Here is a 21,761-nt window from a genome sequence, read left to right on the forward strand (position 1 = left end):
GTCCACTTGCTCAGGCAGCATGGCCGGCCGAAGCCGGGGCCTTGTCTTCGGTTCGGGTTCGGGTCTGCTCGCGGATCGCGGAGAGCGTACCGAGCGCCGACAGGATCGATTCTTCGTCGACATCGCCCAGCACTTCGTGGGCGATCTCGGTCCGCACGGCATCGAGATCATCGACCAGCGCCCGGCCTTCCGGCGTGAGGTAGAGGCGATAGGCACGGCGATCGGTGGGGTCTTCGCGCCGCTCGATCAGGTTCTGGCTCTGGAGGCGATCGAGCAGACGCGCGAGCGAGATCGGCTGCAGATCCATCTGCTCGGCGAGCGCGGCCTGATTGAGCCCCTCCTGCCGCCGCAAGCGCGACATCACCCCCCATTGCGCCCGCGTCGTGCCGTGCTGCCGCGCCCGCTGCTCGACATAGGTCCGCAGCAGCCGCGAAGTTTCGACGAGCTGGAATACGAGTTCCCGCCGCAGGGGTCGCTTCATGATTCACAGGTCCCCAAACCGTAAGCCTGCTTATCATATGTGCGATTACGGCAATTTGACGAGATATTTGTGCAGCGCACACGCAAAGGTGAGAGCCCTCAGGCGCGGGAAGACGGACTTGAGCTCCGCAGCCGGGTGTTCTTCGAGGAAGGCCGTCACGCCCTCGTGGAAATCGGCGGCAGCGGCCGCCGCGCGGAAGGCGTCGCGCTCCGCGTGGCGAACTTGCGGGCCCGCGCAGAACATCGCGAGGTGCATCTGCACGCATCGGGCATCGCGTTTGCGCGAGGGCCACTGGCCTTGGCCGCGCGGCGGCTTCTAGACTGTGCGGGAAACCTGCTCCTTCCGAGACCCTGTCCCACCATGAGCCAGCTCTTCAGCCCCTACCAGCTCGGCAGCCTGACGCTCGCCAACCGCATCGTCATCGCCCCGATGTGCCAGTATTCGGCGCAGGATGGCTGCGCCACCGACTGGCACACCATCCATCTCGGACATCTCGCGCTGTCAGGCGCCGGCCTCCTGATCATCGAGGCGACGGCCGTCGCGCCGGACGGGCGCATCAGCCCGTTCGATCTCGGCCTCTGGTCCGACGAGACGGAGGCCGCGCTCGGCAAGGCGCTCGATGCCGCCCGCCGCTGGTCCGACATGCCGATCGCGATCCAGCTCGCCCATGCCGGCCGCAAGGCCTCCCTCGCCCAGCCCTGGAAAGGCGGAGGCCAGCTCGGCCTCGATCAGGGCGGCTGGACGGTCGAGGCACCCTCCGCGATCGGCTTCGAGAACTATCCCCGTCCGCCGCGCGCCCTCACCAAGGATGATATCGCACGGCTCGTCGAGGCGTTCGCGGATTCGGCGCGCAGGGCCGTGCGGCTCGGCTTCGCGGCGATCGAGCTCCATGGCGCGCATGGCTATCTGATGCACCAATTCCTCTCGCCGTTCTCGAACAAGCGCGAGGACGAATATGGCGGCTCGCTGGAGAACCGGATGCACTTCCCGCTCGCGGTGCTCGATGCGGTGCGGGCCGTGGTGCCGGCGGACTATCCCGTCGGATTCCGCATTTCCGGCACGGACTGGGTCGAGGGCGGCTGGGACATCGAGCAGAGCATCACCTTCGCCAAAGCGGCGCAGGCGCGCGGCGCCGATTTCATCGACATGTCCGGCGGCGGGCTATCGGCCACACAGAAGGTCCCGCTCGGCCCGAGCTATCAGGTGCCCCTGGCGCGTGCCATCAAGCAGGCGACCGGCATCACCACCATGGCGGTGGGTCTCATCACCGAGGCCGAGCAGGCCGAGGCGATCATCGGCACGGGCGAGGCCGATCTCGTCGCGCTGGCGCGTGGCATCCTCTACAACCCGCGCTGGCCCTGGCATGCTGCAGCGCAGCTCGGCGCCACCGTCAAGGCGCCTAACCAGTATCTGCGCTCGCAGCCGCGGCAGTACTCCAAGCTGTTCGCCTGAATTTTCCATCCCCGCTTCCGGTCATCCCGGGCGACCGGAGGGAGACCCGGGATCCATGCCTGAACCTTTCCGGCATTAGCTCAGGCATGGATCCCGGATCTCCGCTTCGCTCCGTCCGGGATGACTCAGTGTAGTGTCAAGCCTGATAGAATTCCCGGAGACGCCGAAACATGACCGCCTATTCCGACCTCACCGCCCATTTCGGCCGAATCGCCGCGCTGTCGAACGCCATCGGCATCCTGCAATGGGACAACGACGTGATGATGCCCAAGGGCGCAGCCGAGACGCGGGCCGAGAGCATGGCCCTGCTGCATGTCATGCGCCACGGCCTCGCGACGGATACCCGCGTCAGTGACTGGCTCGGCGAGGCCGAGAGCGACGGCAACCTCGGCGTCTGGGAGAAGGCGAACCTGCGCGAGATCCGGCGCGTCTGGACGGTCGACACCGCCCTGCCCTCGGAGCTGGTGGAAGCGTCGAGCAAGGCGGTCTCGGCCTGCGAGATGCGCTGGCGGCAGGCGCGGGCCGATGCCGATTTCTCCGGGCTCCTGCCCTATCTCGCCGAGGTCTTGAATCTGCAGCGCCAGATCGGCCGGGCCAAGGGCGAGAAGCTCGGCCTCTCCGCCTATGACGCGCTGCTCAACGATTACGAACCCGGCGGCCGTTCCGCCAAGATCGATGCGCTGTTCGACGATCTCGCCGCCTTCCTGCCGGGCTTCACGCAGGAGGCCATGGCAGTGCAGGCGCGTCGACCGGCGCTGCCTACGCTGGAAGGCCCCTTCGCCGCCGAGACGCAGCGAGCGCTGGGCCTCAAGTTCATGGCGGCGCTCGGCTATGATTTCGAGCGCGGCCGGCTCGACATCTCGACGCATCCGTTCTGCGGCGGCGCCGACAATGATGTCCGCATCACCACGCGCTATGACGAGGCCGATTTCACCAAGGCGCTGATGGGCGTGCTGCACGAGACCGGCCACGCGCTCTACGAGCAGGGCCGGCCTCAAGCGCATCTCAACCAGCCGGTCGGCGCCGCGCGCGGCATGAGCCTGCACGAGAGCCAGTCGCTGTTGATGGAGATGCAGGCCTGCCGCTCGCGTCAGTTCCTCGCCTATGCCGCGCCGCTGATGCGCGAGAGTTTTGGAGGTGTGGGACCGGCCTGGGAAACCGAGGCGATGTGGCGGCGCTACACCCGCGTCGAGCCCGGTTTCATCCGCGTCGATGCCGACGAGGTGACCTACCCCGCCCATGTCATCCTGCGCTACCGGCTGGAAAAGGCGCTGATCGCCGATGAGATGCCGCTTGCCGAGCTGCCTGCCGCCTGGAATGCCGGGATGAAGTCCCTGCTCGGCGTCACCGTGCCCAACGATCGGCTCGGCTGCCTGCAGGATATCCACTGGCCGTCCGGCGGCTGGGGCTATTTCCCGACCTATACGCTGGGCGCGATGACCGCGGCCCAGATCTTCGACGCCGCCTGCAAGGCGGAAAGCTCGATCCTGCCCGGCATCGGCAAGGGCGACTTCAGCCCGCTGGTCGGCTGGCTGCGCGTCCATATCCACGGCAAGGGCTCGCTGCTCCCGACCGACGACCTGCTGACCGAAGCGACCGGCCGGCCGCTCGACGCCTCGGTGTTCAAGGCGCATCTGCGCCGGCGCTATATCGACGAGGTTTGAGCACCCTTATTTTATTTATTCGAAACAAAGGCTTAGATCATAGTTTCATGCCGATCGGCCATGCACCTTTCAGGCTTGCATCAAGACCCGCGAAGCGGGATGTCCGAGAGGACCTCCCGCTTCGGTGACCGATCATGACCCAGACCAAGCCCGCCCCCCGCATCGCCATCACCTATTGCTCGATGTGCAACTGGATGCTGCGCTCGGCCTGGCTCGGGCAGGAGCTGCTCTCGACCTTCGGGCAGGATCTCGGCGAGGTCGCCCTGATCCCGCGCACCGGCGGGATATTCCAGATCCATTACGACGGCGAATTGATCTGGGACCGCAAGGTCGATGGCGGCTTCCCGGATTCCAAGGTGCTGAAGCAGCGCGTGCGCGACCGGCTCGACCCCGAGCGCAGCCTCGGCCATGTCGACGGCCACACGATGTCGGCCGAGGCTGAGAGCTGAGAGCTGAGAGCGCTCTCTGCCGTCGCAATACTCCGTGGTCATCCCGGACAAGCGGCGAAGCCGCGCCGATCCGGGATCCATGCCTGAACCTATTTCGGAAGCGCTCCGGAATGGATCCCGGGTCTCCGCTTCGCTACGCCCGGGATGACAGCGTTCAGGCTGTCGCCGCGTGCTTCCGCGTCGCCGCAACCCAGGCCTTCAACCGACCCTCCGGGTCGGCGTTCAGCGTGATGTCGGTCACAGCCGCGACGATATCCGCGCCGGCCTCAAACACGCCCGGCGCCCGCTCCAGCGAGATGCCGCCGATGCCGACGAGCGGCAGGTCGCCGATGCGGCGCTTCCATTCGCCGAGCCGTTCCAGCCCCTGCGGGCCGAAGCGCATCTGCTTCAAGATCGTCGGATAGACCGGGCCGAGCGCGACATAGTCGGGCTTCGCCGCCAGCGCCCGCTCCAGCTCCGGCTCGTCATGGCTGCTGATGCCGAGCTTGAGGCCAGCCTTGCGGATCGCGCCGAGATCGGCCTCGTCGAGATCCTCCTGGCCGAGATGGATGAAGTCGCAGCCTTCGGCGATGGCGATTTTCCAGTAATCGTTGACGACGAGCACGCAATCGGCCGCGGCGCAGAGCGTCTTCGCCCGCGCGATTTCGCGGGCGACCTCGGTCTCGGGGCGATCCTTGACGCGCAGTTGCACCAGTTTGACGCCGAGCGGCAGCATCCGCTCCAACCAGTCGGCGCTGTCGAAGATGGGATAGAACGGATCGAGCTTCATGCGTCAGCGGTCTTTCAGGCCAGGAAGGCTTTGCCCATCACGGGCGTGGAGGGAGCGGCCATGTCGCGCGCCTCGATCGGCTGCGCGGCGAAAGCCTGGCGGCCGGCGCGGATGGCGAGGACGAAGGCCTCGGCCATCGCGGCGGGATCGCCAGCCTTGGCGACGGCGGTGTTGAGCAGGATGCCGTCATAGCCCATCTCCATCGCCTGCGCGGCATGCGAGGGCAGCCCGATACCGGCATCGACGACGAGCGGCACATCCGGGAAATGCTGGCGCATGCTGCGCAGGCCATAGGGGTTGTTGAGCCCCCTGCCCGATCCGATCGGCGCGCCCCAGGGCATCAGAACCTCGCAGCCGGCATCGAGCAGCCGCCCGCCGACGACGAGATCCTCGGTCGTGTAGGGAAAGACCTTGAAGCCGTCATCGGCGAGGATGCGGGCGGCCTCGACCAGCGCGATCACGTCGGGCTGGAGCGTGTCGTCCTCGCCGATCACCTCGAGCTTGATCCAGTCGGTGCCGAAGACCTCGCGCGCCATCTGCGCGGTGGTCACCGCTTCCTTGACCGTGTGGCAGCCGGCCGTGTTCGGCAGAACCTTGACGCCGAGCTCGCGGATCAGCGCCCAGAAGGCCTGCCCCGCGCCGCCGGACGATTCCCGGCGCAGCGAGACCGTGACGACCTCGGCGCCGGAGCGCTTCACCGCCTCGGCCAGGATCGCGGGCGACGGATATTGCGCCGTGCCGAGAAACAGCGGGTTCTGCGGCTCGAAGCCATAGAACGATGCCATCTCAGCCTCCTTGCATCGGCGCGACGATCTCGATGCGATCGCCCTCGCTCAGGGCCGTCTCCGCGCGCTTGCGGGCCGGCACGAAATCGCCGTTCACCGCCGTCGCGACGATGCGGCCGCTGAAGCCCAGCTCGGCCAGCGCCTCGGCCAGCGTCTTCGCGGCAACGGTCTGGGGCGCGCCGTTAAGCAGCAAGGTCATGCAGCATCTCCGGTGTCGCTTGCGGGCTCAGCGCCGCCTCCGTCGCCATCCGCGCCAGGGCGGGGCTGAGCAGGAAGCCATGACGATAGAGCCCGTTGACATGGATCACCCGGCCTCGACGCGTCAGCCGCGGCAGGTTGTCGGGAAAGGCGGGGCGGGCATCGGTGCCGATCTCGACCACCTCCGCCTCGGCGAAGGCCGGATGCAGCGCATAGGCCGCGCCGAGCAGTTCCAACATGGCGCGGGCGGAAATGCGGCGGCGCTCGCCGCTCTCGATCATGGTCGCGCCGACCATGAACAGCCCGTCAGCGCGCGGCACGATGTAGAGCGGGATGCGCGGATGCAGCAGCCGGACCGGCCGCGACAGGCTGATATCGTCACTGCGCAGCAGCAGCATCTCGCCCTTGACGCCGCGCAACTCCGGCAGGACATCGCGCGCCGTGAGCCCCCGGCAGTCGAGGACGATATCGGCGTCGAGATCCGCCGGCTCAACGGCGCTGCTGAAATGGATCGCTGCACCGTTGGCGACAAGCCGCTCGGCCAACGTGGCGATCGTCTTGCGTGGGTCGAGATGCGCCTCGCCTGCGAAGAACAGGCCGCGCGAGAAGCGCCCGGCGAGATCGGGCTCGATCCCGGCGATGGCATCGCCGTCGATCTCGTCGAAATGGCTAGTGCGCTGGCCGAAGCGTCGCAATTCCGATCGATCCCGGCTCGGAGCAACAACAAGCGTGCCGTTGCGCGCGACACCACCGGCATGGCGCTCCCACCAGTCGGCCGCCTGCTGGCCGAGCCGGACCACCGGCTCCTCGGCGCTCTCGCCCTCACACCAGGGCGCCAGCATGCCGCCGGCAAACCAGGAACAGGCCCCGGCGCCGATGCGCGGGCCGCGCTCATGGACGGTGACGTGAGCGCCACGCGCCACCAGTTCGGTCGCACAGGCCAGGCCGACGACGCCGGCGCCGACCACCGCGACGTTCAGGCCAGACTGAAGGCGTTTCGCCGTCATGCTCTTCCCTGCTCCCGGGAAGGCAGCGGCCTGGGGCGCGAACGAGATGTCTGCGAGCCGAAGACCGTTCCCTTCGCCGGCATTACCCGGATCAGGTACGATGGGTTGGCGCGAACCACGCCTCTCAGCCTTTCGGCACCCCAACGGACGGCTTCAATCTAATGACTGCGCCGGGCAGGAGCAAGGCGAACTGGCGCAGAGCTCCCTTGCAGCAGCCTTCAGTCGAGCCGCCGCCCCCTTCCGCCGTCTCGCTCACTCCATGAGCGATGGAGTGCTCTACGACCGTCGCGGCACGCATTCACAAGCATGGCAAAGGAAGTTGCCGACAAGGCTTGTCAAACGGCTCTGCAATCAGGCATAGAGCCTCTCGCCGGAGACGTGGCCGAGAGGCTGAAGGCACTCGTTTGCTAAATGAGCATACCCCACAAGGGTATCGAGGGTTCGAATCCCTCCGTCTCCGCCACTTCCCTTCAAGCCTCTGAAATCCCTTGAAGACCGTTGATACACAACGGCTTTTCCCATACCTCTGCTACAAAGTTTGCTACAAAATCGCCTCTGGCAGAGGGTTTCATGGCCGGCAAAATCAGGAACCTGCTCCCGCGTAATGGGCGCTATTATGCTCGCCTTACCGTCCCTGCTTTGCTTCGTCCGATCGTCGGTAAGCGCGAACTGACTGAGCCCCTGGGAGCCGACCGGACTGTCGCGATTCGCCTGCTATCATCTGCGATTCATCGCATGCAGATGGAATTGGATCAGGCCCGCGACCGCGTGGCTGCCCTTAGCCCTTCCGCACCCTCCCGGCGTCGCCCCATGAGCGTGCGGCAGATGGCCCTTGCCCACTTCGACCGCGAGCTTCAGCGCGACGACACAGCCCGCAGCCTGCCGAACGGCTATGACCCGGCGCATGAGGCGAAATTCCGCCCGACCTACTATTACGCGCTCAAGCGTGCCGCGAGCGGCGGCGCCGAGGACGACGAGCTTGCCGCCCTAATCCAATGGGCTGTTGACGAGTTCGCGAATGATGGTAGCCCCGTCCCTGCAAAAGGCACCGAGGAATGGCGCTCTCTCGCCCGGATGCTCGCCGGCGTGAAGGCTGAATCGATTGAAAATCAGAACCGCCGCGACCGTGGGGAAGCGGACGCCCCGCCAAAGCACCCAATGCTGATCCCGGCGACGGAACTGCCCTCGACAACCGCCGATCCTTTGCGCGTCCGCATCATCAGCCCGGACAGCGCGAAGGCCCTCTCCGTCGTCCTGTCGGCGATGATGACAGAGAAGCAGGGCAAGCCCGGCACCGTCTATGAGTATGAAGTCGCCGTGCGCATGTTCGAGGAATTCCTAGGCGAGGCGAAGCCGGCCTATCGGATCACTCGGCAGGATGTCCTGGCCTACAAGAACGCCCTGCTCGAAACGCCCGCAAACTACACCAAGCGCTTCCCCGACAAGACGCTCCCCGAGACGATCCGGCTCAACAAGGCACGGAAAGAGCCCTTCCCTACACTCAACGCCACAACCATCAACGACAAATGGCTATCCCGGCTGAGCGCGCTTCTGACATGGTGCGTCAACAACAGCGTCATTCCCGACAACCCGGCGAAGGGCGTGCGCGTGGATCAGAGCAACCGCGACCCTGACGACGACCGCGACTATTTCCGCGACGCCGACCTTCAGAAGATATTCGCGGCGCCCCTGTTTGATCCCTCGCCAAAGCTGACGGAAAAGCGTTGGGCGCTGCTCATAGCGCTCTACTCCGGCATGAGGGCATCGGAGATCGCCCAACTTCGCCTCGATAGCATCAGCGAAGTTCGCGGCGTGCTGGCATTCGCCGTGGAAGAGAAGACGAAGAACAAACAGTCGCGGCGGCTGGTCCCGGTGCACCGGACGCTGCTCGCGCTCGGCCTGCATGACCGCATCGCTCAACTGCGGAGGAACGGCACCGACCGCCTGTTCCCCGATTGGTTCCGGGATGGGCAAGCCATGATGCAGAGCGCGGAAGGAAAGAAGCGCGCCGTAAACCAGCCCTACAGTCAGTTTATCCCGCGCTGGTTCAATCGCACCTATCTCCCGAAGGTCGGCATTCACGACCAGAACAAGGTATTCCACTCGTTCCGGCACACTTTAAAGACGGCACTAAAGCTCGCCGGCGTGCCCAAATCGGTTCGCGATGAGATCGCAGGGCAGGATGATCGCTCGGCTGGCGCCGGCTACGAGCACGAAACCTCGCTCGACGTGCTGAAGGAGGCTCTTGACCGTGTGGCCTATGATTTGCCGGAACTTAAGGCAACGTAACGTTAGAAGCGGCTCAGCCAGCGATGACCCGCTTTCCTAATCGTGATTTGACGCTAAAAGGCAACGACTACGCACGGAGCCCTGACCTATGAATTCGGCCCTTGAGTTCGTTTCACAGAATATTGGCGTGATCGGCGGATGGACCGCCGTTTTCACGGTTTTTTGCGGCATCACTGCGTGGGTTGCGAATTTTGTAGCCAATCGCAGCATGGAAAAACACAAATCTACGTTAAACTCCGACCTGGAAACGCACAAATCTTCACTTTCTCAAAAAACTGAAGCATTGAAATCGGAGCTTAATCAGAGCGCAGAGCGACTTAAACTTGATCTGAAGAAACAAGAGATCATCTTTAACAAAGAAATTGATTGCTTTTCTGCATTCGCAAAATTAAGGAGATCTGTTTTTCCGAAAGCAAATTACCCTGATTACGATTCCTATGATGCCAGCGTCGATATAAATGACAATCTTTTCAAGATTGAACAATTGATTGAAGATTTTGAAATATCCCATGGAGTCGCCTTGCGAGAAGACGCCAGAATTATGCTAGAGAGCTGCAAACAGATTTGTTCAAATTACAAATTTGAACGCTTTGACAACCCAGAAAGAACGTTGTCAAAGCAGGCCGAAGAAGGTGCTTTCGAACTTATGCGGAAATTGACCGAAGTCGAATCAGCCATGCATCGATCGATTAAAACTTGGGATGCACCTAAGTAGGATTTTGATCCTAATTTCTATTGCTCCGCGATTCCATGTGTGAGACAATTCTTCACCGTTAAATTGGTGAAGGTTGAGTTGTGTTCCGCGAGTTAGTCGGCAGCGTAAGGAAGTCACTCGGATTTCAGTTCGACCGGAAGGCAATCCCAGCTTCTGATCCTGCGTTCTCTGAGCTATTCGGCGCGCTGCCGACTGCCTCCGGTGTTTCGGTTACTCCGCATACCGCCCTTCGCGTCCCGGCTGTCTTTCATGCGATCAGGCTGATCTCTGAGAACGCCGGCTCAATCCCGTTTAAGGTCTATCGCGACGGCAGCAAGGAAGCCGCGAAGGATCACCCCGCCTATCGGCTCGTCCACAATCGCGCCGCCGACCATCTCAGCGCTGCCCAGTTCCGCACGGACCTGACTTGGGACGCGCTGCTTCATGGTGCTGGCTTCGCGCAGGTGATCCGCACCGATGATGGTCGCCCGTATGCGTTCCGATATCTGCCGCCCGGCACCTGCCGTCGCGAGATCGATGATTTCGGCGAGCCCTATTTCATCGTCACGCTGAAGGATCGCCGTCAGGTCCGGCTCTCTACTCGTGATGTGCTCTATCTGCCGGCGCCCGGTTACACCTCGCCCGTCAACCTCGGCAGGGAGGCTATCGGCGTTGCGATGCTCTTGGAGCGTCACGCCGCCAAGTTCTTCGGCTCTGGCGCCCGCCCGTCCGGCGTCCTCTGGAACGAGAACAAGGTTCCAGACAATGACAAGGGCAGCACTGTCGTCGGCAACATGCTCGCCGATTATCGCAAGGCCTTCCTCGGCGAAGGAGATTCCCGGCCGCTGATCCTTCAGGGCGGCTGGCGCTACCAGGCCGCGACGATGAACAGCACCGACGCGCAGTTCATCGAAAACCGCGTTGAGCAGACCCGCGAGATTGCCCGCCTCTTCGGCGTCCCGCCGACCATGCTTTTCGACCTTTCGGACGGCACCTACGCCAACACCGAGCAGATGGAAGCCAGTTTCCAGCGCGTTGCGCTTCGGCCGTGGCTCGACCGCTGGCAGGACGCCTATGCGACCGTGCTGCTCACCGAGGACGAGCAGGACGAATTCTACATTGAAGCCGTCATTGACGACCTTCAGCGCGCCGACGCGAAGGCCAAGGCGGAAGTCTTCAGCAAGCATCGCGCGGCCGGCAACGTCACCGCGAATGAGGTTCGCGCCACTATGAACATGCCGGCCCTGCCGGGTGGTGATGTGCTGGCGAACCCCTTCACCACGACCGGCGACACCGCCGGCAGCAATGACAACCCCGACACCGGAAAGGACGCCGCTTGAGCGACGTTACGACCGTCGCATTCTTCGGCGACGCAGAGCACTCCTTTGCACTGACGCCATGGGCGCAGCTTGAACTTGAGAAGCTAACCGGCATCGGCATGGGCGCGCTGTGTCTTCGGCTTCCGCAGGGCGATTTCCGCATTGTCGAGATCGTCGAGACCATCCGGCTCGCGTTGATCGGTGGCGGTATGGCTCCGCAGGCTGCCGCACATCTTGTCGAGACCTACGCCAAGCCCCGCCCCATCGGCGAGACGTTCCCGCTCGCGGTTCGCATCCTTTACCGGCTCTGGAATGGCAAGGACCCGGAGTCCGAAGCCGAGGGCCAGGACGACGACCCGCTCATGGTGTCCGATGTCTGAGCGCCTTGAGATCAAGGCCGTGCTCTCGATCGACGACGCCGGCACCATCACCGGGAACGCATGGCCTTTCGGCAGCGCTGATAGCGTCGGAGACATCATCACCAAGGGCGCCTTCAACATCCTCGGCGAAGACACGCCGATGCTGCTTCAGCACGATCCCGGCCAGCCTGTCGGCATCTGGAACGAGATCACCGAAACTGCTGACGGCCTTCAGGTGAAGGGGCGCCTCTTCATTGAGGAAAGCCAGCGCGCCCGCGCCGTCCGCTCCATGGTGAAGAGTGGCCTCATCTCCGGCCTGTCCATTGGCTTCCGCCCCATCGAGGCGAAGCAGCGCGGCCGGAACCGCATCATTTCCAAGCTCGACCTCTTCGAAATCTCTGTCGTCCGCAATCCGGCCCATCCCAAGGCCCGGATCACGAACGCCAAGGACGCCACGGCTGCCATTGCCGAGGCAATCAACCGCGCCGCCGTGGCGCTCAATCCCTGAAAGGACCAACGTGAACAACCTCGCCCATATTGAACTGAAGTCCGACGACGCCGACAACGTGCCGGCCGATGTCGCTTCGGCGCTCGCCAATCTGACGAGTTCCGTGGACGCCCGCCTCAAGGCTATCGAGACGAAGAGCGACGCCCGCCTCGACAAGCTGGAAGCCAAGGCCAATCGCCTGCCGGCTTCGAACGACAATCAGGCCGAGGACGCCCTCGAAACCAAGGCGTTCAGCGACTTCCTGCGCACCGGCCAGATTGACCAGAAGGCCCTGACGGTCGCGAACGATGCGCCGGGATATGTGCTCGCGCCGGAAGAGACCACGAGCGAGTTCATCCGCAACCTTGTCGAGTTCTCCCCGGTGCGCGCGATCGCGGACGTGAAGTCTGCCGGCTCGCACACCGTCATCCTGCCGAAGCGCCTTTCGGTCACGAATGCGAAGTGGAAGGGCGAAGCCATCGCGTCGGAAGCGTCCGAGCCGACCTTCGGCGAGATGGAAATCGCCATCAAGGAGCTGAACACCCACGTCGATATCAGCAACTGGCTTCTGGAGGACGCGCAGAACGTCGAGTCCGAGGTTCGGCTTGCGCTCGCCGAGGACTTCGGCGCCAAGGAAGGCACCGCCTTCGTCAACGGCAGCGCCGCCGCCGAGCCGAAGGGCTTCATGACCGAAGCCGGCATCGCACAGTCCCTCAACGGCCATGCGACGAACCTGTCGGCCGATGCGCTGATCTCTCTCATGTATGCCCTGCCGGGCGTTTATCGCAGCCGTGGCACTTGGGCCATGAACGGCTCGACGCTTGCGACCATCCGCAAGCTGAAGGACGGCAACGGCAATTACCTGTGGCAGCCCAGCTATCAGGCCGGCCAGCCCGAGACGATCCTCGGCCGCCCGGTTGTCGAGCTGATCGACATGCCGGACGTTGCCGCCAACGCTTTCCCGGTCATCTTCGGCGACTTCAAGGCCGGCTATCGCATCTATGACCGGATCGAGCTTGCTGTGCTCAACAACCGCTACCTGCTCGCGACCGAGGGCATGGTTCGCTTCCACGCTCGCCGTCGCGTCGGTGCCGGCGTCGTCCGCACCGATGTCTTCCGCAAGCTGAAGATGGCCACTTCGTAAGCGATGACCTTGCGACCCGCATACGATGAGATCGTTCTGGAGCACGGCAGCAATGCCGTGATCCTGCGGCCGTCATTGCGGGCCGCGAGCGCCCTTGAGCGCAGCCATGACGGTTTTGACCGTCTCTTTCAGCGCATCGCCGAGTTCCACACTGGCACCGTTCGCGAGATCATCCTGATCGCCGCGACCGACCGCAGGGACGCAGTCCGCTTCCTCGACAGTGTGCTTCAGCTTCCGCTCGGCCGTGTCATCGAGAGCATGCAGGTATCGCTTGTTCGGCTCTGCGCCAGTTTCTTCCCGGAGGGCGATGACAAGCCCGGCCAGAGCGGCGAACGTATGCCGTTCCCTGACTTCTTCCGGGCCTTGTTTCGCCGTGCGACCGGCTGCCTGCACTGGACGCCGGAGGAGGCTTGGAACGCCACCATCACCGAAATCAGCGCCGCTATCGAAGGCCACAACGAGCTGATGGTTTCGATCTACGGCAGTTCCGAAGACAAGGCCGCCGAACACCAGCCCGACCCCGAACAGGCCGCGCGCAATGTCGCCGATGGCCTGGACCCCGAGTTTGACCGTGCCGGCCTTCAGGCCCTCAAGGCCAAGTATGGAAAGCCGCGCCGATGAGCCGTCCGCCCCGCATCTGCCCGTGTGGCAACCGCGTTCCCTATAACATCCCGTGCCGCTGCCAGAGCGAGCAGAGGCGCTTGCGCGGTGCCCGTCATGATAGGCGACGCCTGCCTGCCCGGAAGCGCGGCTATGACCATGATTGGCGTAAGGCCCGCCTCGACTTCCTCGCGGTCCATCCCCGCTGCGCCATGCCTGATTGCGGCCAGCTTGCCACCACGGTCGACCACATCATTCCGCATCGTGGTGACCGCACCCTGTTCTGGAACCGGGCGAATTGGCAGCCGCTCTGCACCCATTGCCACAACAGCGTGAAGCAGCGGCTTGAACGGGAGCTGCCTCGATGAGCTCACCTACGTTCCCTTGCCCGCCTTGCGGCGATCAGCTCGTGCTCAACCAGCTTTTTGCCCGCAGAGCTAACGCCTGCCCCGCCCAGTCGCTGTTCGACCAAGCCCAGTTCAGTCAGGCGCTTGTCCATCTCTACCGTAAGGAAAGCCGCGTTGTGCTGATAGATTCTCAGCAGCCAGCTCCATTCGTCTTGAGTCAAATCCTTCCGCGTCACCATGGTTCTCTGCCCTCGATTCGTCAGGGAACAGCAGTCTCTCACGCAAATGGTTGCGCCCCTCAATGGAGCGCTGCCTAATGCCCCGCATCTTCCTGCATGAGTTTCGCGGCAGCCGTTACACCACGAGCGAGCTTGCCGAGATGTCTGGTGTCCCTGCCGGTGTTCTGCGCGGCCGGCTCGCGCAGGGTTGGAACATTGAGCAGGCCATGACGGTCCCGACCATACAGCAGAGGCGCCGGGGGGTGGTCTCGAACCTGATCGCGATCGACGAGACCGGCCGTTCCTCCTCCGCGCAAGAGACGACGAATATAAGTTTTTCAGAAGAGGCCAATCAGTAATGAGTAGCGTAACGCTTTCGCTTGCGAAGGCGCATATGAAGGTTGACGGAAGCGCGGACGATGAGCTTATTCAGCTTTATCTCGATGCATCGGAATCTTACTGCGGACATTTCATCGGCAGGCCCATTGCCGATTTCAACCCGGTTCCGGCAGATCTTCAGGTCGCCATTCTAAAGCTGACCGCCTTTCATTTCATCAGCCGGAGTCTCGCGACATTTGGCCTGACGGCGACAGTTGCACCGGGCGGTGTCACCGCGCTGCTCGAAAACTATCGGCGGAACCATTTTGGCCGCAGTGCCGATGAGGACAGCGCCGATGCTTGAGCCGTCGCTTGCCCTTCAGGGCGCGCTTAAGGAGCTTCTGACGGCTGACCCGGCCGTGAGTGCGCTTGTCGCGGCCGATAGCATCCGCAGCGGCGATGTGCGCCCTGACAAGCTGCCCGCGATTCTCTTCAGCAACGGAACCGTGCAGATGCTCGGCTACGGCTCCGGGCGCCAGTTCCATGCCCGCGTGCTCATGGACCTGCACATCTGGGCGCTTAGCGATGGCCCGGACCATGCGAAGACCATCGGCTTTGCGATCGCGAACGCGCTTCTGGAAGGCCCCGACGATGGCGAGGATTTCCAGTTCGACGAGTTCGACCACGTCCGCACGGTCTGGCCGCGCGATCCTGATCCCCGCTTCGGACACGGCGTTCTGTCGGTGGAAGCCGTCATCCGGTGGAGCCTCTAATGCTCAACATCGGGCGCTTGAACACCCGCATCACGATCCAGCGCAAGAGCGAGACGGTTACGGCAACCGGAGGTGTTATTCCTGCCTGGACGGATATCGGCACCGTATGGGCCGAGATCGTCACGGCTTCCGCGAGCGAGTTCCTGACTGGCTTCGGCGAAGCGCAGGCGAATACCACGGTGTATCGCATCCACTGGCGCGACGATCTTACTATCGCCGATCGCGTCTCGCTCAACGGGCGGCACTGCGAGATCAAGGAGATTGTAGAACTGGGACGGCGCGACGGCCTTGAGCTTCGCGCGGTGGCGTTGTCGTGACCCGAGGCGTGAAGCCGGCGACCATCGTGTCGGGAACCTCGCCGGTCATGACGATCCCGCGTCCGCCGTCCTATCTCTCGAAGGACGCCAAGGCCGAATGGCGCCGCGTTGCGCCGATCCTGTCGGATGAACGCAAGGTGCTGACGCTCGCCGATCTCGCGGCGCTGGAAAACTATGTCATCGCCGTCGCGACGATGCGCGAGGCGCACCGCGAGCTTCAGGCGACCGGGCTGCTCATCGCGGGCAAGCGCAACCCCGCCAGCACCATTCTCTTGCAGGCCCAGCAGCAGCAGCTTCGCGCCGCTGGCGAGCTTGGCTTGACGCCGGCCGCCCGGTCCCGTGCCGTAATGGCGGCGGGTGATGACGAGGAAGGCTTCCTCGACTGATGGCTATTCTTCGCCCCGCTTGGGTTGATGACGCCTCGCCCATCCCGGACCCGCTCGGCTTCGGTGAGATGGCCGTGCAGTGGCTCCGTCAGAACCGACACCCGAAGAACCGGGCGCCCGGCAGCCCCTTCCATCTGGACGAATGGCAGGAGCGGATTATCCGCTACCTGTTCGGCAATGTTGATCCCGTCACCGGCCGGCGCCTCTTCAATCGGCTGATCCTTCAGGTTCCGCGCGGCAACCGGAAGACCTCGCTCGCGGCTGCCATTGTGCTCCTGCTCACCTTCGGCCCGTTCAAGGTGCCGGGGACGCTGGTGCAGTCGGCGGCTTCGACCCGGAAGCAGGCTCGCGAGTGTTTCGAGGAAGTCGCGCTCATCATCGGCATGGATCGTCGCTACGACAAGATTGCCAGCATTCAGGACTACAAGAGCCGGATCAGCCACAGGAAGCTGCGCACGCGCTACGAAGCGATTTCGTCGGATGCGCTGAGCCAGCACGGCTCGACACCGCAGGCCGTCATCATCGACGAGCTTCATGCTTGGACCACGGACAAGCACCGCGAGCTCTACAAGACGATGGCCTCGGCCCTCGGCAAGCTGTCGGACAGCCTCATGGTGGTGCTGACGACTGCCGGGCGCGGGCATGAATGCCTTGCCTATGAGGTGATCGATTACGCCCGGAAGGTGCAGCGCGGCGAAATCCACGATCCGCACTTGCTGCCCGTCATTTTCGAGGTGACGGCCGATGTCGATTGGCGGGACGAAACCGCGTGGCACGCCGTCAATCCCGGCCTGAAGCACGGCTATCCGTCGCTGGATTATATGCGGAAGCTGGCGCTGAAGGCTGAGCACAGCCCTGTCGAGCGCGAGGTTCTTCAGCAGCTCTATATGAATGTCTGGCTTGGCGTCAGCAACGCGCCCCTGTTCGACATGGGCGTTTATGACACCGGGAGTTTCCCGCTGGACCTTACCGAGCTTGAGGCGCTGCCCTGCTTCGTCGGTGTAGACATGGCGCTGAACGGCGACCTTGCTGCCGTTGTCGCCGCGTGGCGCCATGGCGATGGCAGGATCACTGTCGCGCCGTGGTTCTTCGTCCCGAGCGAAGAACTGCGGCTACGTTCGCAGCGCGATGGTGTTCCTTACGAGCGCTGGCGCGACGAAGGCCATGTGATCGTCACCGATGGTCCGATTATCGACCACGCTGTAGTCGAAAGCCATATTCGCGAGCTTTGCGCGCAGTTCGACGTGCGCGAGATCGCTTTTGATCCGAACCTTGCCCGCGTCACCATGCAGCGGCTGCACGATGACGACCTTCCGGTGGTCGAGATGCGCCAGAACATCATGACGATGGGCGTCGCGGCTGGCACGCTTGAGCGTTTCGTGAACGGCCGGCTGCTCCGCCATGGCGGGCATCCGGTTCTCCGCCATCACTTCGATAGCGTCGTCGCCAGCCGAAACGACACCGGCCTTGTCCGCATGCACAAGGGCAAGAAGACCGATCGCATCGACGGCGCCGTGGCTGCCGCGATGGCCGTAGCACGCGCCGCCGCGAACGATGACACGTCCGACTACTTCGCCCGCGACGACCATGAGGCTGAAATGGACCGACTTTGGAATGAGGCCGCATGATCGACGCTGAATTTCTTGGCGAGGCCAATCTCACCCGGAAGCTGTTGGAAGCCCGCGCCCGTGCCGAGGAGGCCATGCAGCGGCGTCTTGAAGCCCTCGCGGCTGAGATGGTTGCCGAGATGCAGGCGCTTGCCCCGGAAGCGTCCGGCGGCTTGCGGGAATCCATCCGCTACGAAGCCGACCAGACCGAAGACGGGCCTGGCGTCATGATCCGCGCAGGCGGCACGCCCGAAACCGAGCGCCCTTCGGCGAGCGGCCACGTCTTCGATAACGCCGTCCTTCAGGAATACGGCACGGCGCATATGCCGGCGCAGCCGTTCTTCAACCCGACCGTTGACGCCTTCCGCAGCCGCATTGCCGAAGAGGCCGGCGCGGAAGCGGCGTCCGCCGTCGTCGAAATCATCGAAAGTGAGTAACGAGTGACCGGCTTAGCAGTTCGCATTGGTGGTGATGTCTCTGGCCTCGACAAGGCCATGCAGCGCGCGACGGATATTGTCAGCACGCGCGGCAAGCAGATGGTTTCGACCGCGATCCAGACCAACAAGGCCATGGATACGGCGTTCACCGCTTATCGCGGGATCCAGTTCGCTGCCCAGCACACCACGGCCCTCACGACCGGCCTGAAGGGCGTTGCCGTCGCGCTCGGCACCCTCGCTGTAGGTATCGGCATCATCAAGGGCTTGGAAGCCGCGACCGCTGCCGCTGCCGAGCAGGTGGAGCGCGTTGCGAAGATTGGCGATGCGGCGCGTTCGGCCGGCGTCAGCAACAGCTTCTATCAGGTATGGACCGCACAGGCGCGATTCCTGCGTGTCGAGAACGACGACCTCACGAAGAGCTTGGAGCGCCTGAAGCAGGCTGCGACCGTGACGCTAGGCGAAGGCCAGGAGGGCAAGGCGCGGAATGAATCGAGCCTCACCGCCCGGCTTCGGCAGCAGGTTGAGGCCGGCAACATCGGCAACGCGGACCTGAACAGATACCTCGGCGCCAATTCGACCGAGCAGCGCCTTCGCGTGCTGCTCGACCTGATGCAGCAGCTTCAGAGCAAGGGGCGCGATCTCGCCGCGCTCGACATTGGTAGCCAGTTCCTGACGCCCAACATCGTGGAGGGCATCCGTAACGGCACCATCGAACTGGACCGGCTGAAGCAGCGGCTCAATGACGTGAAGAACACCGATGTTCGGATTTACGAGGATTCCGACATCGAGAACGCGCGCGAGATGCAGCGCCGGCTTGAGGAAGCGTATCGGATCATCAGGAGCGACCTGAAGCCGATCTATGAGGATTTCGCCAGCGCCGGCCGGGACTTTTACGCCAGCACCGTGAGTTGGGTTGAATCCCTCGCGGGCGGCGTCCGCTTGCTGGCGCAGGCCTACGGCATCATGAAGTCGATTGCGGCTGCGGCTGCGTCTACGCCCGGCCTGACTGCCGGCAATGCTGCCGCGAACAGTCCGGCCGGCAAGGCTGGCGCCCGCGTCGGCGCGATCATCGGCGGGAAGGATGTTCCGGACGAGCCGCAGAGCCCGGCCGCTGGTATTGCGGAACGTCTCGGCGCGACCAGCCCGGAAGCTGTGAAGGCCCTTCAGGACCTCGCCAAGCGGATGAGCCCGACCGCGACGGCGAATGATCAGGCGAAGAGCCGCGCCATGACGGACGGCATGTTTCAGGACAAGTCGGCGCCGATCGTCACCACACCGAAGACGGGCGGCGGTGCTGGCGCCGGAGCTGATACCGACCGCACGACTGCCGTGGAGCGCTATGTCGCGACGCTCGAGCGTGCTCGAGATGTTGCGAAGGCCGAAGCCGAGACGGCTGGTCTGGGCAACGCGGCCCGCGAAAAGGCGGTTGCACTCGCGCGGGCACAGGCTGCCGCCCAGCAGGACGTGAAGGACGGCCTTCGTGATACCGCCACTCTGACGGATTCCGAGCGCGCCCAGATCGAGAGCGCTGCCGCAGCCACGGCGCGGTGGAAGGAGGAAGCTGAGCAGACCCGCGAGGCGCTGGACTTCGCGAAGGGGCTGGCCGGCGACGCGCTGAAGGGCTTCCTCGGCGACCTTCGCGAGGGCAAGAGCCTGACGGAGGCGCTTAGAAATGCGCTCGACCGCATGATTACGCAGATCAGCAACAAGTTGGTCGACCTCATGCTGAACAGCATGTTCGGCGGTGGCGGGTTCCTCGGCGGCCTCGGCAAGCTGTTCGGAATGGGCAGTGGCCTCGGCCTGACGCCTGGTGCCGGTGGCCTCTATGCCGATGGCGGATACACCGGGCCCGGATCGAAGTGGCAGCCGGCCGGTATCGTTCATGCCGGTGAGGTGGTTTGGAGCCAGGCGGATATTCGCCGGGCTGGCGGTGTCGCGACCGTTGAGGCGATGCGCAAGGGCTTCCGGGGATATGCCGATGGCGGGATCGTCGGTGATGCACCGGCAATCCGTCAGCCCCAGCTTGCAGGTGGCAGCGCCGCGCCGGTGCAGGCCATCAGCATCTCGGCGCCGATCACGGTCAACGGCTCTTCCGGCACCCCGGAGCAGAACGACGATTTGGCCAAGCGTATGCAGCGACAGCTTGAGGTGACGATGCGATCGGTGGTGGCCGATGAGATGAGAAAGCAGACTCGGCCGGGGAACTTCGCGAACACCCGTTCGCGTTAGGGGATTCATTTTAGGAATTTGATCTGATATACTAGGTCAACTAGTAGGAGATCGAATGTCTGACGTTATCAAGCTTCCGCCCGAGCGTGTAGAGCAGCTTCGCATGCTTGCGAAGAAGCTCGATATGACGATTGCCGACTGCATCGCCATGTTCATTCGCGAACAGATCGCCAAGGGAAACCTGCCGGATGCGGTTCCCGGCATCACCATTGAGCGGCGCGGCGAAAGCGTGACGCTCAACACTGGTGCTTTTGTAAGGGAACTGACTTCTGATCTCGCGCAGGCATATGCCGCTCAGGTTCGTGGCATGTTGGATGGGATCAAGACCCCGGCGCCGAGCAATCCGTTCCTCACCAATGCTAGGTTGGACGTGGCGAAGCGTGGCACCAGCCTGAAGCTCATTGATCGCTCGACCGGGGCGGAAAAGACCCTCGCGCCTTCCGTCGCCTTCGACTTCGCTCGCGTCTTGCAGCAGTTCAGCGCGTGACTGCGCTATAAAAAGAAGATGCCCTCGGCGACCTTCAATCGCCGAGGGCAGTAGAATTCGCCGCTTCTGACACAGCTCAATCAATCTAGGACTTTGATCCTAAATTGTCAAGCGATCGGAGCGGCGGCCTTCCCAAGGCGTCGTTGCCTTGGTGGGCCATACTGGCACTGACTACCAAGGGCGATACCGGAAATCAGGGACCGGCGCCATCAGCCCAGCCAGAGGCGAACGGAAGATCGGGCAGCCGGTCATCGCCGCACGCAGTCGCGTGGAATGGATGCCATAAAGATGGGCGCTCTGTGAAAAGCTGACGAGATCAGCAACCACAACGCCCGGTCACGCAGCGATTGATGGAGAGTCGCGCGTGGCGAGTGATCCCCAGGATCACGACCGCTTTGCCCTTCGGGGCAGGATGTCGGAGTGCTGCTAGGCCAATGGAAGCCGCCTAGTGGGTCTAACGAACCAGAACTCCCCACCACCTGTTAAACGCAGGATATCCCCCTCTTTGATCGAGCAGAACCACGGACGTTTCGTCTGTGTCGATCAGAGAGGGGGGATAAGCCCTATTTCCGCAGGGATCATTGTAGGCCGACGTCCCCGCATCCATCCTCACAAAGCCTGACGGATGCGTGGACGCGAAGCGTCCGTAAGGGAGCGCAGCGACCGCGCAGGCGAGGACCGAAGGTCCGAGTGTTCTTTCATGACATGTCGGATGCTTGGAGAGGATCCCGCCTACGCATGTCGGCACGGGTTGGGGCGTCCATCCTGATCTCTTCCGGCTCGATTAAAGGCTGGCGCTGACTTCGCTCACGATCACCAGCATTCGCACCTTCGACAGCGCTATAACGTAGTCGCCAGCCTCACCCTCAAACGCCGGGGCTGGCACCGGCCCGTGTGCGCGGCGGTGAGAAACCCATCCAGTGAAGCGCCGGCATTTGTGCTGGT

27 protein-coding genes, 1 tRNA gene and 1 riboswitch are annotated in these 21,761 nt (G+C 63.5%); of the genes, 21 read left to right on the forward strand and 7 right to left on the reverse strand.

The annotated features are described in order from the left end of the window. Positions 1–10: 10 nt before the first annotated feature. The gene (locus Q0Q02_RS08245) at positions 11–481 is read right to left on the reverse strand and encodes a MarR family transcriptional regulator (RefSeq protein ID WP_293808396.1); all 471 of its coding nucleotides are present in this window, start codon (positions 479–481) and stop codon (positions 11–13) included. A 45-nt stretch (positions 482–526) separates the two neighbouring features. Beyond that, the gene (locus Q0Q02_RS08250; protein WP_293808397.1) at positions 527–742 is read right to left on the reverse strand and encodes a hypothetical protein; all 216 of its coding nucleotides are present in this window, start codon (positions 740–742) and stop codon (positions 527–529) included. A 99-nt stretch (positions 743–841) separates the two neighbouring features. On the opposite strand from Q0Q02_RS08250, the gene Q0Q02_RS08255 reads away from it, so the two are divergent. The 3 genes from Q0Q02_RS08255 to Q0Q02_RS08265 all read left to right on the forward strand — a co-directional run bounded on the left by Q0Q02_RS08255 (position 842) and on the right by Q0Q02_RS08265 (position 4,046). Then, positions 842–1,933: an NADH:flavin oxidoreductase/NADH oxidase gene (locus Q0Q02_RS08255; RefSeq protein WP_293808398.1), complete on the forward strand. Its 1,092-nt coding sequence runs from the start codon at positions 842–844 to the stop codon at positions 1,931–1,933. A gap of 170 nt (positions 1,934–2,103) precedes the next feature. Continuing rightward, positions 2,104–3,597, forward strand: a complete 1,494-nt coding sequence (locus Q0Q02_RS08260) for a carboxypeptidase M32 (protein WP_293808399.1) — start codon at positions 2,104–2,106, stop codon at positions 3,595–3,597. Between the two features lie 134 nt (positions 3,598–3,731). Then, positions 3,732–4,046 carry a SelT/SelW/SelH family protein gene (locus Q0Q02_RS08265; RefSeq protein ID WP_293796225.1) on the forward strand — a complete coding sequence of 105 codons (315 nt, stop codon included), beginning with the start codon at positions 3,732–3,734 and terminating at the stop codon, positions 4,044–4,046. A gap of 154 nt (positions 4,047–4,200) precedes the next feature. Here the strand turns inward: Q0Q02_RS08265 and Q0Q02_RS08270 are convergent, their stop codons facing one another. Genes Q0Q02_RS08270 through thiO form a run of 4 tightly spaced genes read right to left on the reverse strand, consistent with a single transcriptional unit; the run spans position 4,201 to position 6,778 of the window. Next, positions 4,201–4,815 carry a thiamine phosphate synthase gene (locus Q0Q02_RS08270; protein WP_293808400.1) on the reverse strand — a complete coding sequence of 205 codons (615 nt, stop codon included), beginning with the start codon at positions 4,813–4,815 and terminating at the stop codon, positions 4,201–4,203. A gap of 14 nt (positions 4,816–4,829) precedes the next feature. After that, on the reverse strand, positions 4,830–5,600 hold the full coding sequence (locus Q0Q02_RS08275) for a thiazole synthase (protein WP_293808401.1): 771 nt from the start codon (positions 5,598–5,600) through the stop codon (positions 4,830–4,832). 1 nt (position 5,601) lies between these two features. After that, positions 5,602–5,799 carry a sulfur carrier protein ThiS gene (thiS, locus tag Q0Q02_RS08280; protein ID WP_293808402.1) on the reverse strand — a complete coding sequence of 66 codons (198 nt, stop codon included), beginning with the start codon at positions 5,797–5,799 and terminating at the stop codon, positions 5,602–5,604. Beyond that, positions 5,783–6,778 carry a glycine oxidase ThiO gene (thiO, locus tag Q0Q02_RS08285; protein WP_293808422.1) on the reverse strand — a complete coding sequence of 332 codons (996 nt, stop codon included), beginning with the start codon at positions 6,776–6,778 and terminating at the stop codon, positions 5,783–5,785. Before thiO ends, thiS begins: the two co-directional genes overlap by 17 nt. A 78-nt stretch (positions 6,779–6,856) precedes the next feature. Then, a riboswitch (TPP riboswitch) is annotated at positions 6,857–6,958 on the reverse strand. A 219-nt stretch (positions 6,959–7,177) separates the two neighbouring features. On the opposite strand from thiO, the gene Q0Q02_RS08290 reads away from it, so the two are divergent. From Q0Q02_RS08290 to Q0Q02_RS08330, 9 genes are all read left to right on the forward strand, one after another. Continuing rightward, positions 7,178–7,268, forward strand: a tRNA-Ser gene (locus Q0Q02_RS08290). Positions 7,269–7,375: 107 nt separating this feature from the next. Beyond that, complete coding sequence (locus Q0Q02_RS08295) at positions 7,376–9,094, forward strand: tyrosine-type recombinase/integrase (RefSeq protein ID WP_293808403.1); 1,719 nt, start codon at positions 7,376–7,378, stop codon at positions 9,092–9,094. An 88-nt stretch (positions 9,095–9,182) separates the two neighbouring features. Beyond that, positions 9,183–9,809, forward strand: a complete 627-nt coding sequence (locus Q0Q02_RS08300) for a hypothetical protein (protein ID WP_293808404.1) — start codon at positions 9,183–9,185, stop codon at positions 9,807–9,809. 80 nt (positions 9,810–9,889) lie between these two features. After that, the gene (locus Q0Q02_RS08305) at positions 9,890–11,128 is read left to right on the forward strand and encodes a phage portal protein (protein ID WP_293808405.1); all 1,239 of its coding nucleotides are present in this window, start codon (positions 9,890–9,892) and stop codon (positions 11,126–11,128) included. Continuing rightward, on the forward strand, positions 11,125–11,487 hold the full coding sequence (locus tag Q0Q02_RS08310; protein WP_293808406.1) for a gene transfer agent family protein: 363 nt from the start codon (positions 11,125–11,127) through the stop codon (positions 11,485–11,487). The genes Q0Q02_RS08305 and Q0Q02_RS08310 overlap by 4 nt, the downstream gene beginning before the upstream one ends. Then, on the forward strand, positions 11,480–11,974 hold the full coding sequence (locus tag Q0Q02_RS08315) for an HK97 family phage prohead protease (RefSeq protein WP_293808407.1): 495 nt from the start codon (positions 11,480–11,482) through the stop codon (positions 11,972–11,974). Before Q0Q02_RS08310 ends, Q0Q02_RS08315 begins: the two co-directional genes overlap by 8 nt. Before the next feature lie 10 nt (positions 11,975–11,984). Then, positions 11,985–13,097, forward strand: coding sequence for a phage major capsid protein (locus Q0Q02_RS08320; protein WP_293808408.1), 1,113 nt, complete (start codon positions 11,985–11,987; stop codon positions 13,095–13,097). Between the two features lie 3 nt (positions 13,098–13,100). Further along, positions 13,101–13,718: a hypothetical protein gene (locus Q0Q02_RS08325; RefSeq protein ID WP_293808409.1), complete on the forward strand. Its 618-nt coding sequence runs from the start codon at positions 13,101–13,103 to the stop codon at positions 13,716–13,718. An 80-nt stretch (positions 13,719–13,798) separates the two neighbouring features. Continuing rightward, positions 13,799–14,065 carry an HNH endonuclease signature motif containing protein gene (locus Q0Q02_RS08330; RefSeq protein ID WP_367275025.1) on the forward strand — a complete coding sequence of 89 codons (267 nt, stop codon included), beginning with the start codon at positions 13,799–13,801 and terminating at the stop codon, positions 14,063–14,065. A gap of 2 nt (positions 14,066–14,067) precedes the next feature. Here the strand turns inward: Q0Q02_RS08330 and Q0Q02_RS08335 are convergent, their stop codons facing one another. After that, positions 14,068–14,283 carry a hypothetical protein gene (locus Q0Q02_RS08335; RefSeq protein WP_293808411.1) on the reverse strand — a complete coding sequence of 72 codons (216 nt, stop codon included), beginning with the start codon at positions 14,281–14,283 and terminating at the stop codon, positions 14,068–14,070. Between the two features lie 77 nt (positions 14,284–14,360). On the opposite strand from Q0Q02_RS08335, the gene Q0Q02_RS08340 reads away from it, so the two are divergent. From Q0Q02_RS08340 to Q0Q02_RS08380, 9 genes are read left to right on the forward strand one after another with little or no spacing between them, the layout of a single operon-like run. Beyond that, positions 14,361–14,621, forward strand: coding sequence for a hypothetical protein (locus tag Q0Q02_RS08340; RefSeq protein WP_293808412.1), 261 nt, complete (start codon positions 14,361–14,363; stop codon positions 14,619–14,621). After that, a complete protein-coding gene (locus Q0Q02_RS08345; protein WP_293808413.1) occupies positions 14,621–14,944 on the forward strand; it encodes a head-tail connector protein in 324 nt (107 codons plus the stop codon). Before Q0Q02_RS08340 ends, Q0Q02_RS08345 begins: the two co-directional genes overlap by 1 nt. Beyond that, the gene (locus Q0Q02_RS08350) at positions 14,916–15,353 is read left to right on the forward strand and encodes a DUF3168 domain-containing protein (protein WP_293808423.1); all 438 of its coding nucleotides are present in this window, start codon (positions 14,916–14,918) and stop codon (positions 15,351–15,353) included. Before Q0Q02_RS08345 ends, Q0Q02_RS08350 begins: the two co-directional genes overlap by 29 nt. Then, complete coding sequence (locus Q0Q02_RS08355; RefSeq protein WP_293808414.1) at positions 15,353–15,670, forward strand: phage head closure protein; 318 nt, start codon at positions 15,353–15,355, stop codon at positions 15,668–15,670. Before Q0Q02_RS08350 ends, Q0Q02_RS08355 begins: the two co-directional genes overlap by 1 nt. Positions 15,671–15,717: 47 nt before the next feature. Further along, positions 15,718–16,056, forward strand: coding sequence for a phage terminase small subunit P27 family (locus Q0Q02_RS08360; protein WP_293808415.1), 339 nt, complete (start codon positions 15,718–15,720; stop codon positions 16,054–16,056). Then, a complete protein-coding gene (locus Q0Q02_RS08365; RefSeq protein ID WP_293808416.1) occupies positions 16,056–17,684 on the forward strand; it encodes a terminase TerL endonuclease subunit in 1,629 nt (542 codons plus the stop codon). Before Q0Q02_RS08360 ends, Q0Q02_RS08365 begins: the two co-directional genes overlap by 1 nt. Next, positions 17,681–18,100, forward strand: coding sequence for an HK97-gp10 family putative phage morphogenesis protein (locus Q0Q02_RS08370; protein ID WP_293808417.1), 420 nt, complete (start codon positions 17,681–17,683; stop codon positions 18,098–18,100). Before Q0Q02_RS08365 ends, Q0Q02_RS08370 begins: the two co-directional genes overlap by 4 nt. A gap of 3 nt (positions 18,101–18,103) precedes the next feature. Then, on the forward strand, positions 18,104–20,329 hold the full coding sequence (locus Q0Q02_RS08375; protein ID WP_293808419.1) for a hypothetical protein: 2,226 nt from the start codon (positions 18,104–18,106) through the stop codon (positions 20,327–20,329). A gap of 55 nt (positions 20,330–20,384) precedes the next feature. Then, a complete protein-coding gene (locus tag Q0Q02_RS08380; RefSeq protein WP_293808421.1) occupies positions 20,385–20,816 on the forward strand; it encodes a hypothetical protein in 432 nt (143 codons plus the stop codon). Positions 20,817–21,761: the final 945 nt, after the last annotated feature.

The organism is uncultured Allobosea sp. (assembly GCF_945956895.1).
Taxonomy (GTDB): Bacteria; Pseudomonadota; Alphaproteobacteria; order Rhizobiales; family Beijerinckiaceae; genus Allobosea.

What these genes read in the sequence shown, in the direction of transcription:
- Q0Q02_RS08275 (WP_293808401.1), bottom strand. Translation starts at nt 5,600, where the DNA reads ATGGCATCGTTCTATGGCTTCGAGCCGCAGAACCCGCTGTTTCTCGGC.
- Q0Q02_RS08355 (WP_293808414.1), top strand. Translation starts at nt 15,353, where the DNA reads ATGCTCAACATCGGGCGCTTGAACACCCGCATCACGATCCAGCGCAAG.
- Q0Q02_RS08265 (WP_293796225.1), top strand. Translation starts at nt 3,732, where the DNA reads ATGACCCAGACCAAGCCCGCCCCCCGCATCGCCATCACCTATTGCTCG.
- Q0Q02_RS08255 (WP_293808398.1), top strand. Translation starts at nt 842, where the DNA reads ATGAGCCAGCTCTTCAGCCCCTACCAGCTCGGCAGCCTGACGCTCGCC.
- Q0Q02_RS08325 (WP_293808409.1), top strand. Translation starts at nt 13,101, where the DNA reads ATGACCTTGCGACCCGCATACGATGAGATCGTTCTGGAGCACGGCAGC.
- Q0Q02_RS08365 (WP_293808416.1), top strand. Translation starts at nt 16,056, where the DNA reads ATGGCTATTCTTCGCCCCGCTTGGGTTGATGACGCCTCGCCCATCCCG.
- Q0Q02_RS08380 (WP_293808421.1), top strand. Translation starts at nt 20,385, where the DNA reads ATGTCTGACGTTATCAAGCTTCCGCCCGAGCGTGTAGAGCAGCTTCGC.
- Q0Q02_RS08315 (WP_293808407.1), top strand. Translation starts at nt 11,480, where the DNA reads ATGTCTGAGCGCCTTGAGATCAAGGCCGTGCTCTCGATCGACGACGCC.
- Q0Q02_RS08295 (WP_293808403.1), top strand. Translation starts at nt 7,376, where the DNA reads ATGGCCGGCAAAATCAGGAACCTGCTCCCGCGTAATGGGCGCTATTAT.
- Q0Q02_RS08335 (WP_293808411.1), bottom strand. Translation starts at nt 14,283, where the DNA reads ATGGTGACGCGGAAGGATTTGACTCAAGACGAATGGAGCTGGCTGCTG.
- Q0Q02_RS08300 (WP_293808404.1), top strand. Translation starts at nt 9,183, where the DNA reads ATGAATTCGGCCCTTGAGTTCGTTTCACAGAATATTGGCGTGATCGGC.
- Q0Q02_RS08370 (WP_293808417.1), top strand. Translation starts at nt 17,681, where the DNA reads ATGATCGACGCTGAATTTCTTGGCGAGGCCAATCTCACCCGGAAGCTG.
- Q0Q02_RS08245 (WP_293808396.1), bottom strand. Translation starts at nt 481, where the DNA reads ATGAAGCGACCCCTGCGGCGGGAACTCGTATTCCAGCTCGTCGAAACT.
- Q0Q02_RS08345 (WP_293808413.1), top strand. Translation starts at nt 14,621, where the DNA reads ATGAGTAGCGTAACGCTTTCGCTTGCGAAGGCGCATATGAAGGTTGAC.
- Q0Q02_RS08260 (WP_293808399.1), top strand. Translation starts at nt 2,104, where the DNA reads ATGACCGCCTATTCCGACCTCACCGCCCATTTCGGCCGAATCGCCGCG.
- Q0Q02_RS08340 (WP_293808412.1), top strand. Translation starts at nt 14,361, where the DNA reads ATGCCCCGCATCTTCCTGCATGAGTTTCGCGGCAGCCGTTACACCACG.
- Q0Q02_RS08270 (WP_293808400.1), bottom strand. Translation starts at nt 4,815, where the DNA reads ATGAAGCTCGATCCGTTCTATCCCATCTTCGACAGCGCCGACTGGTTG.
- Q0Q02_RS08360 (WP_293808415.1), top strand. Translation starts at nt 15,718, where the DNA reads ATGACGATCCCGCGTCCGCCGTCCTATCTCTCGAAGGACGCCAAGGCC.
- thiS (WP_293808402.1), bottom strand. Translation starts at nt 5,799, where the DNA reads ATGACCTTGCTGCTTAACGGCGCGCCCCAGACCGTTGCCGCGAAGACG.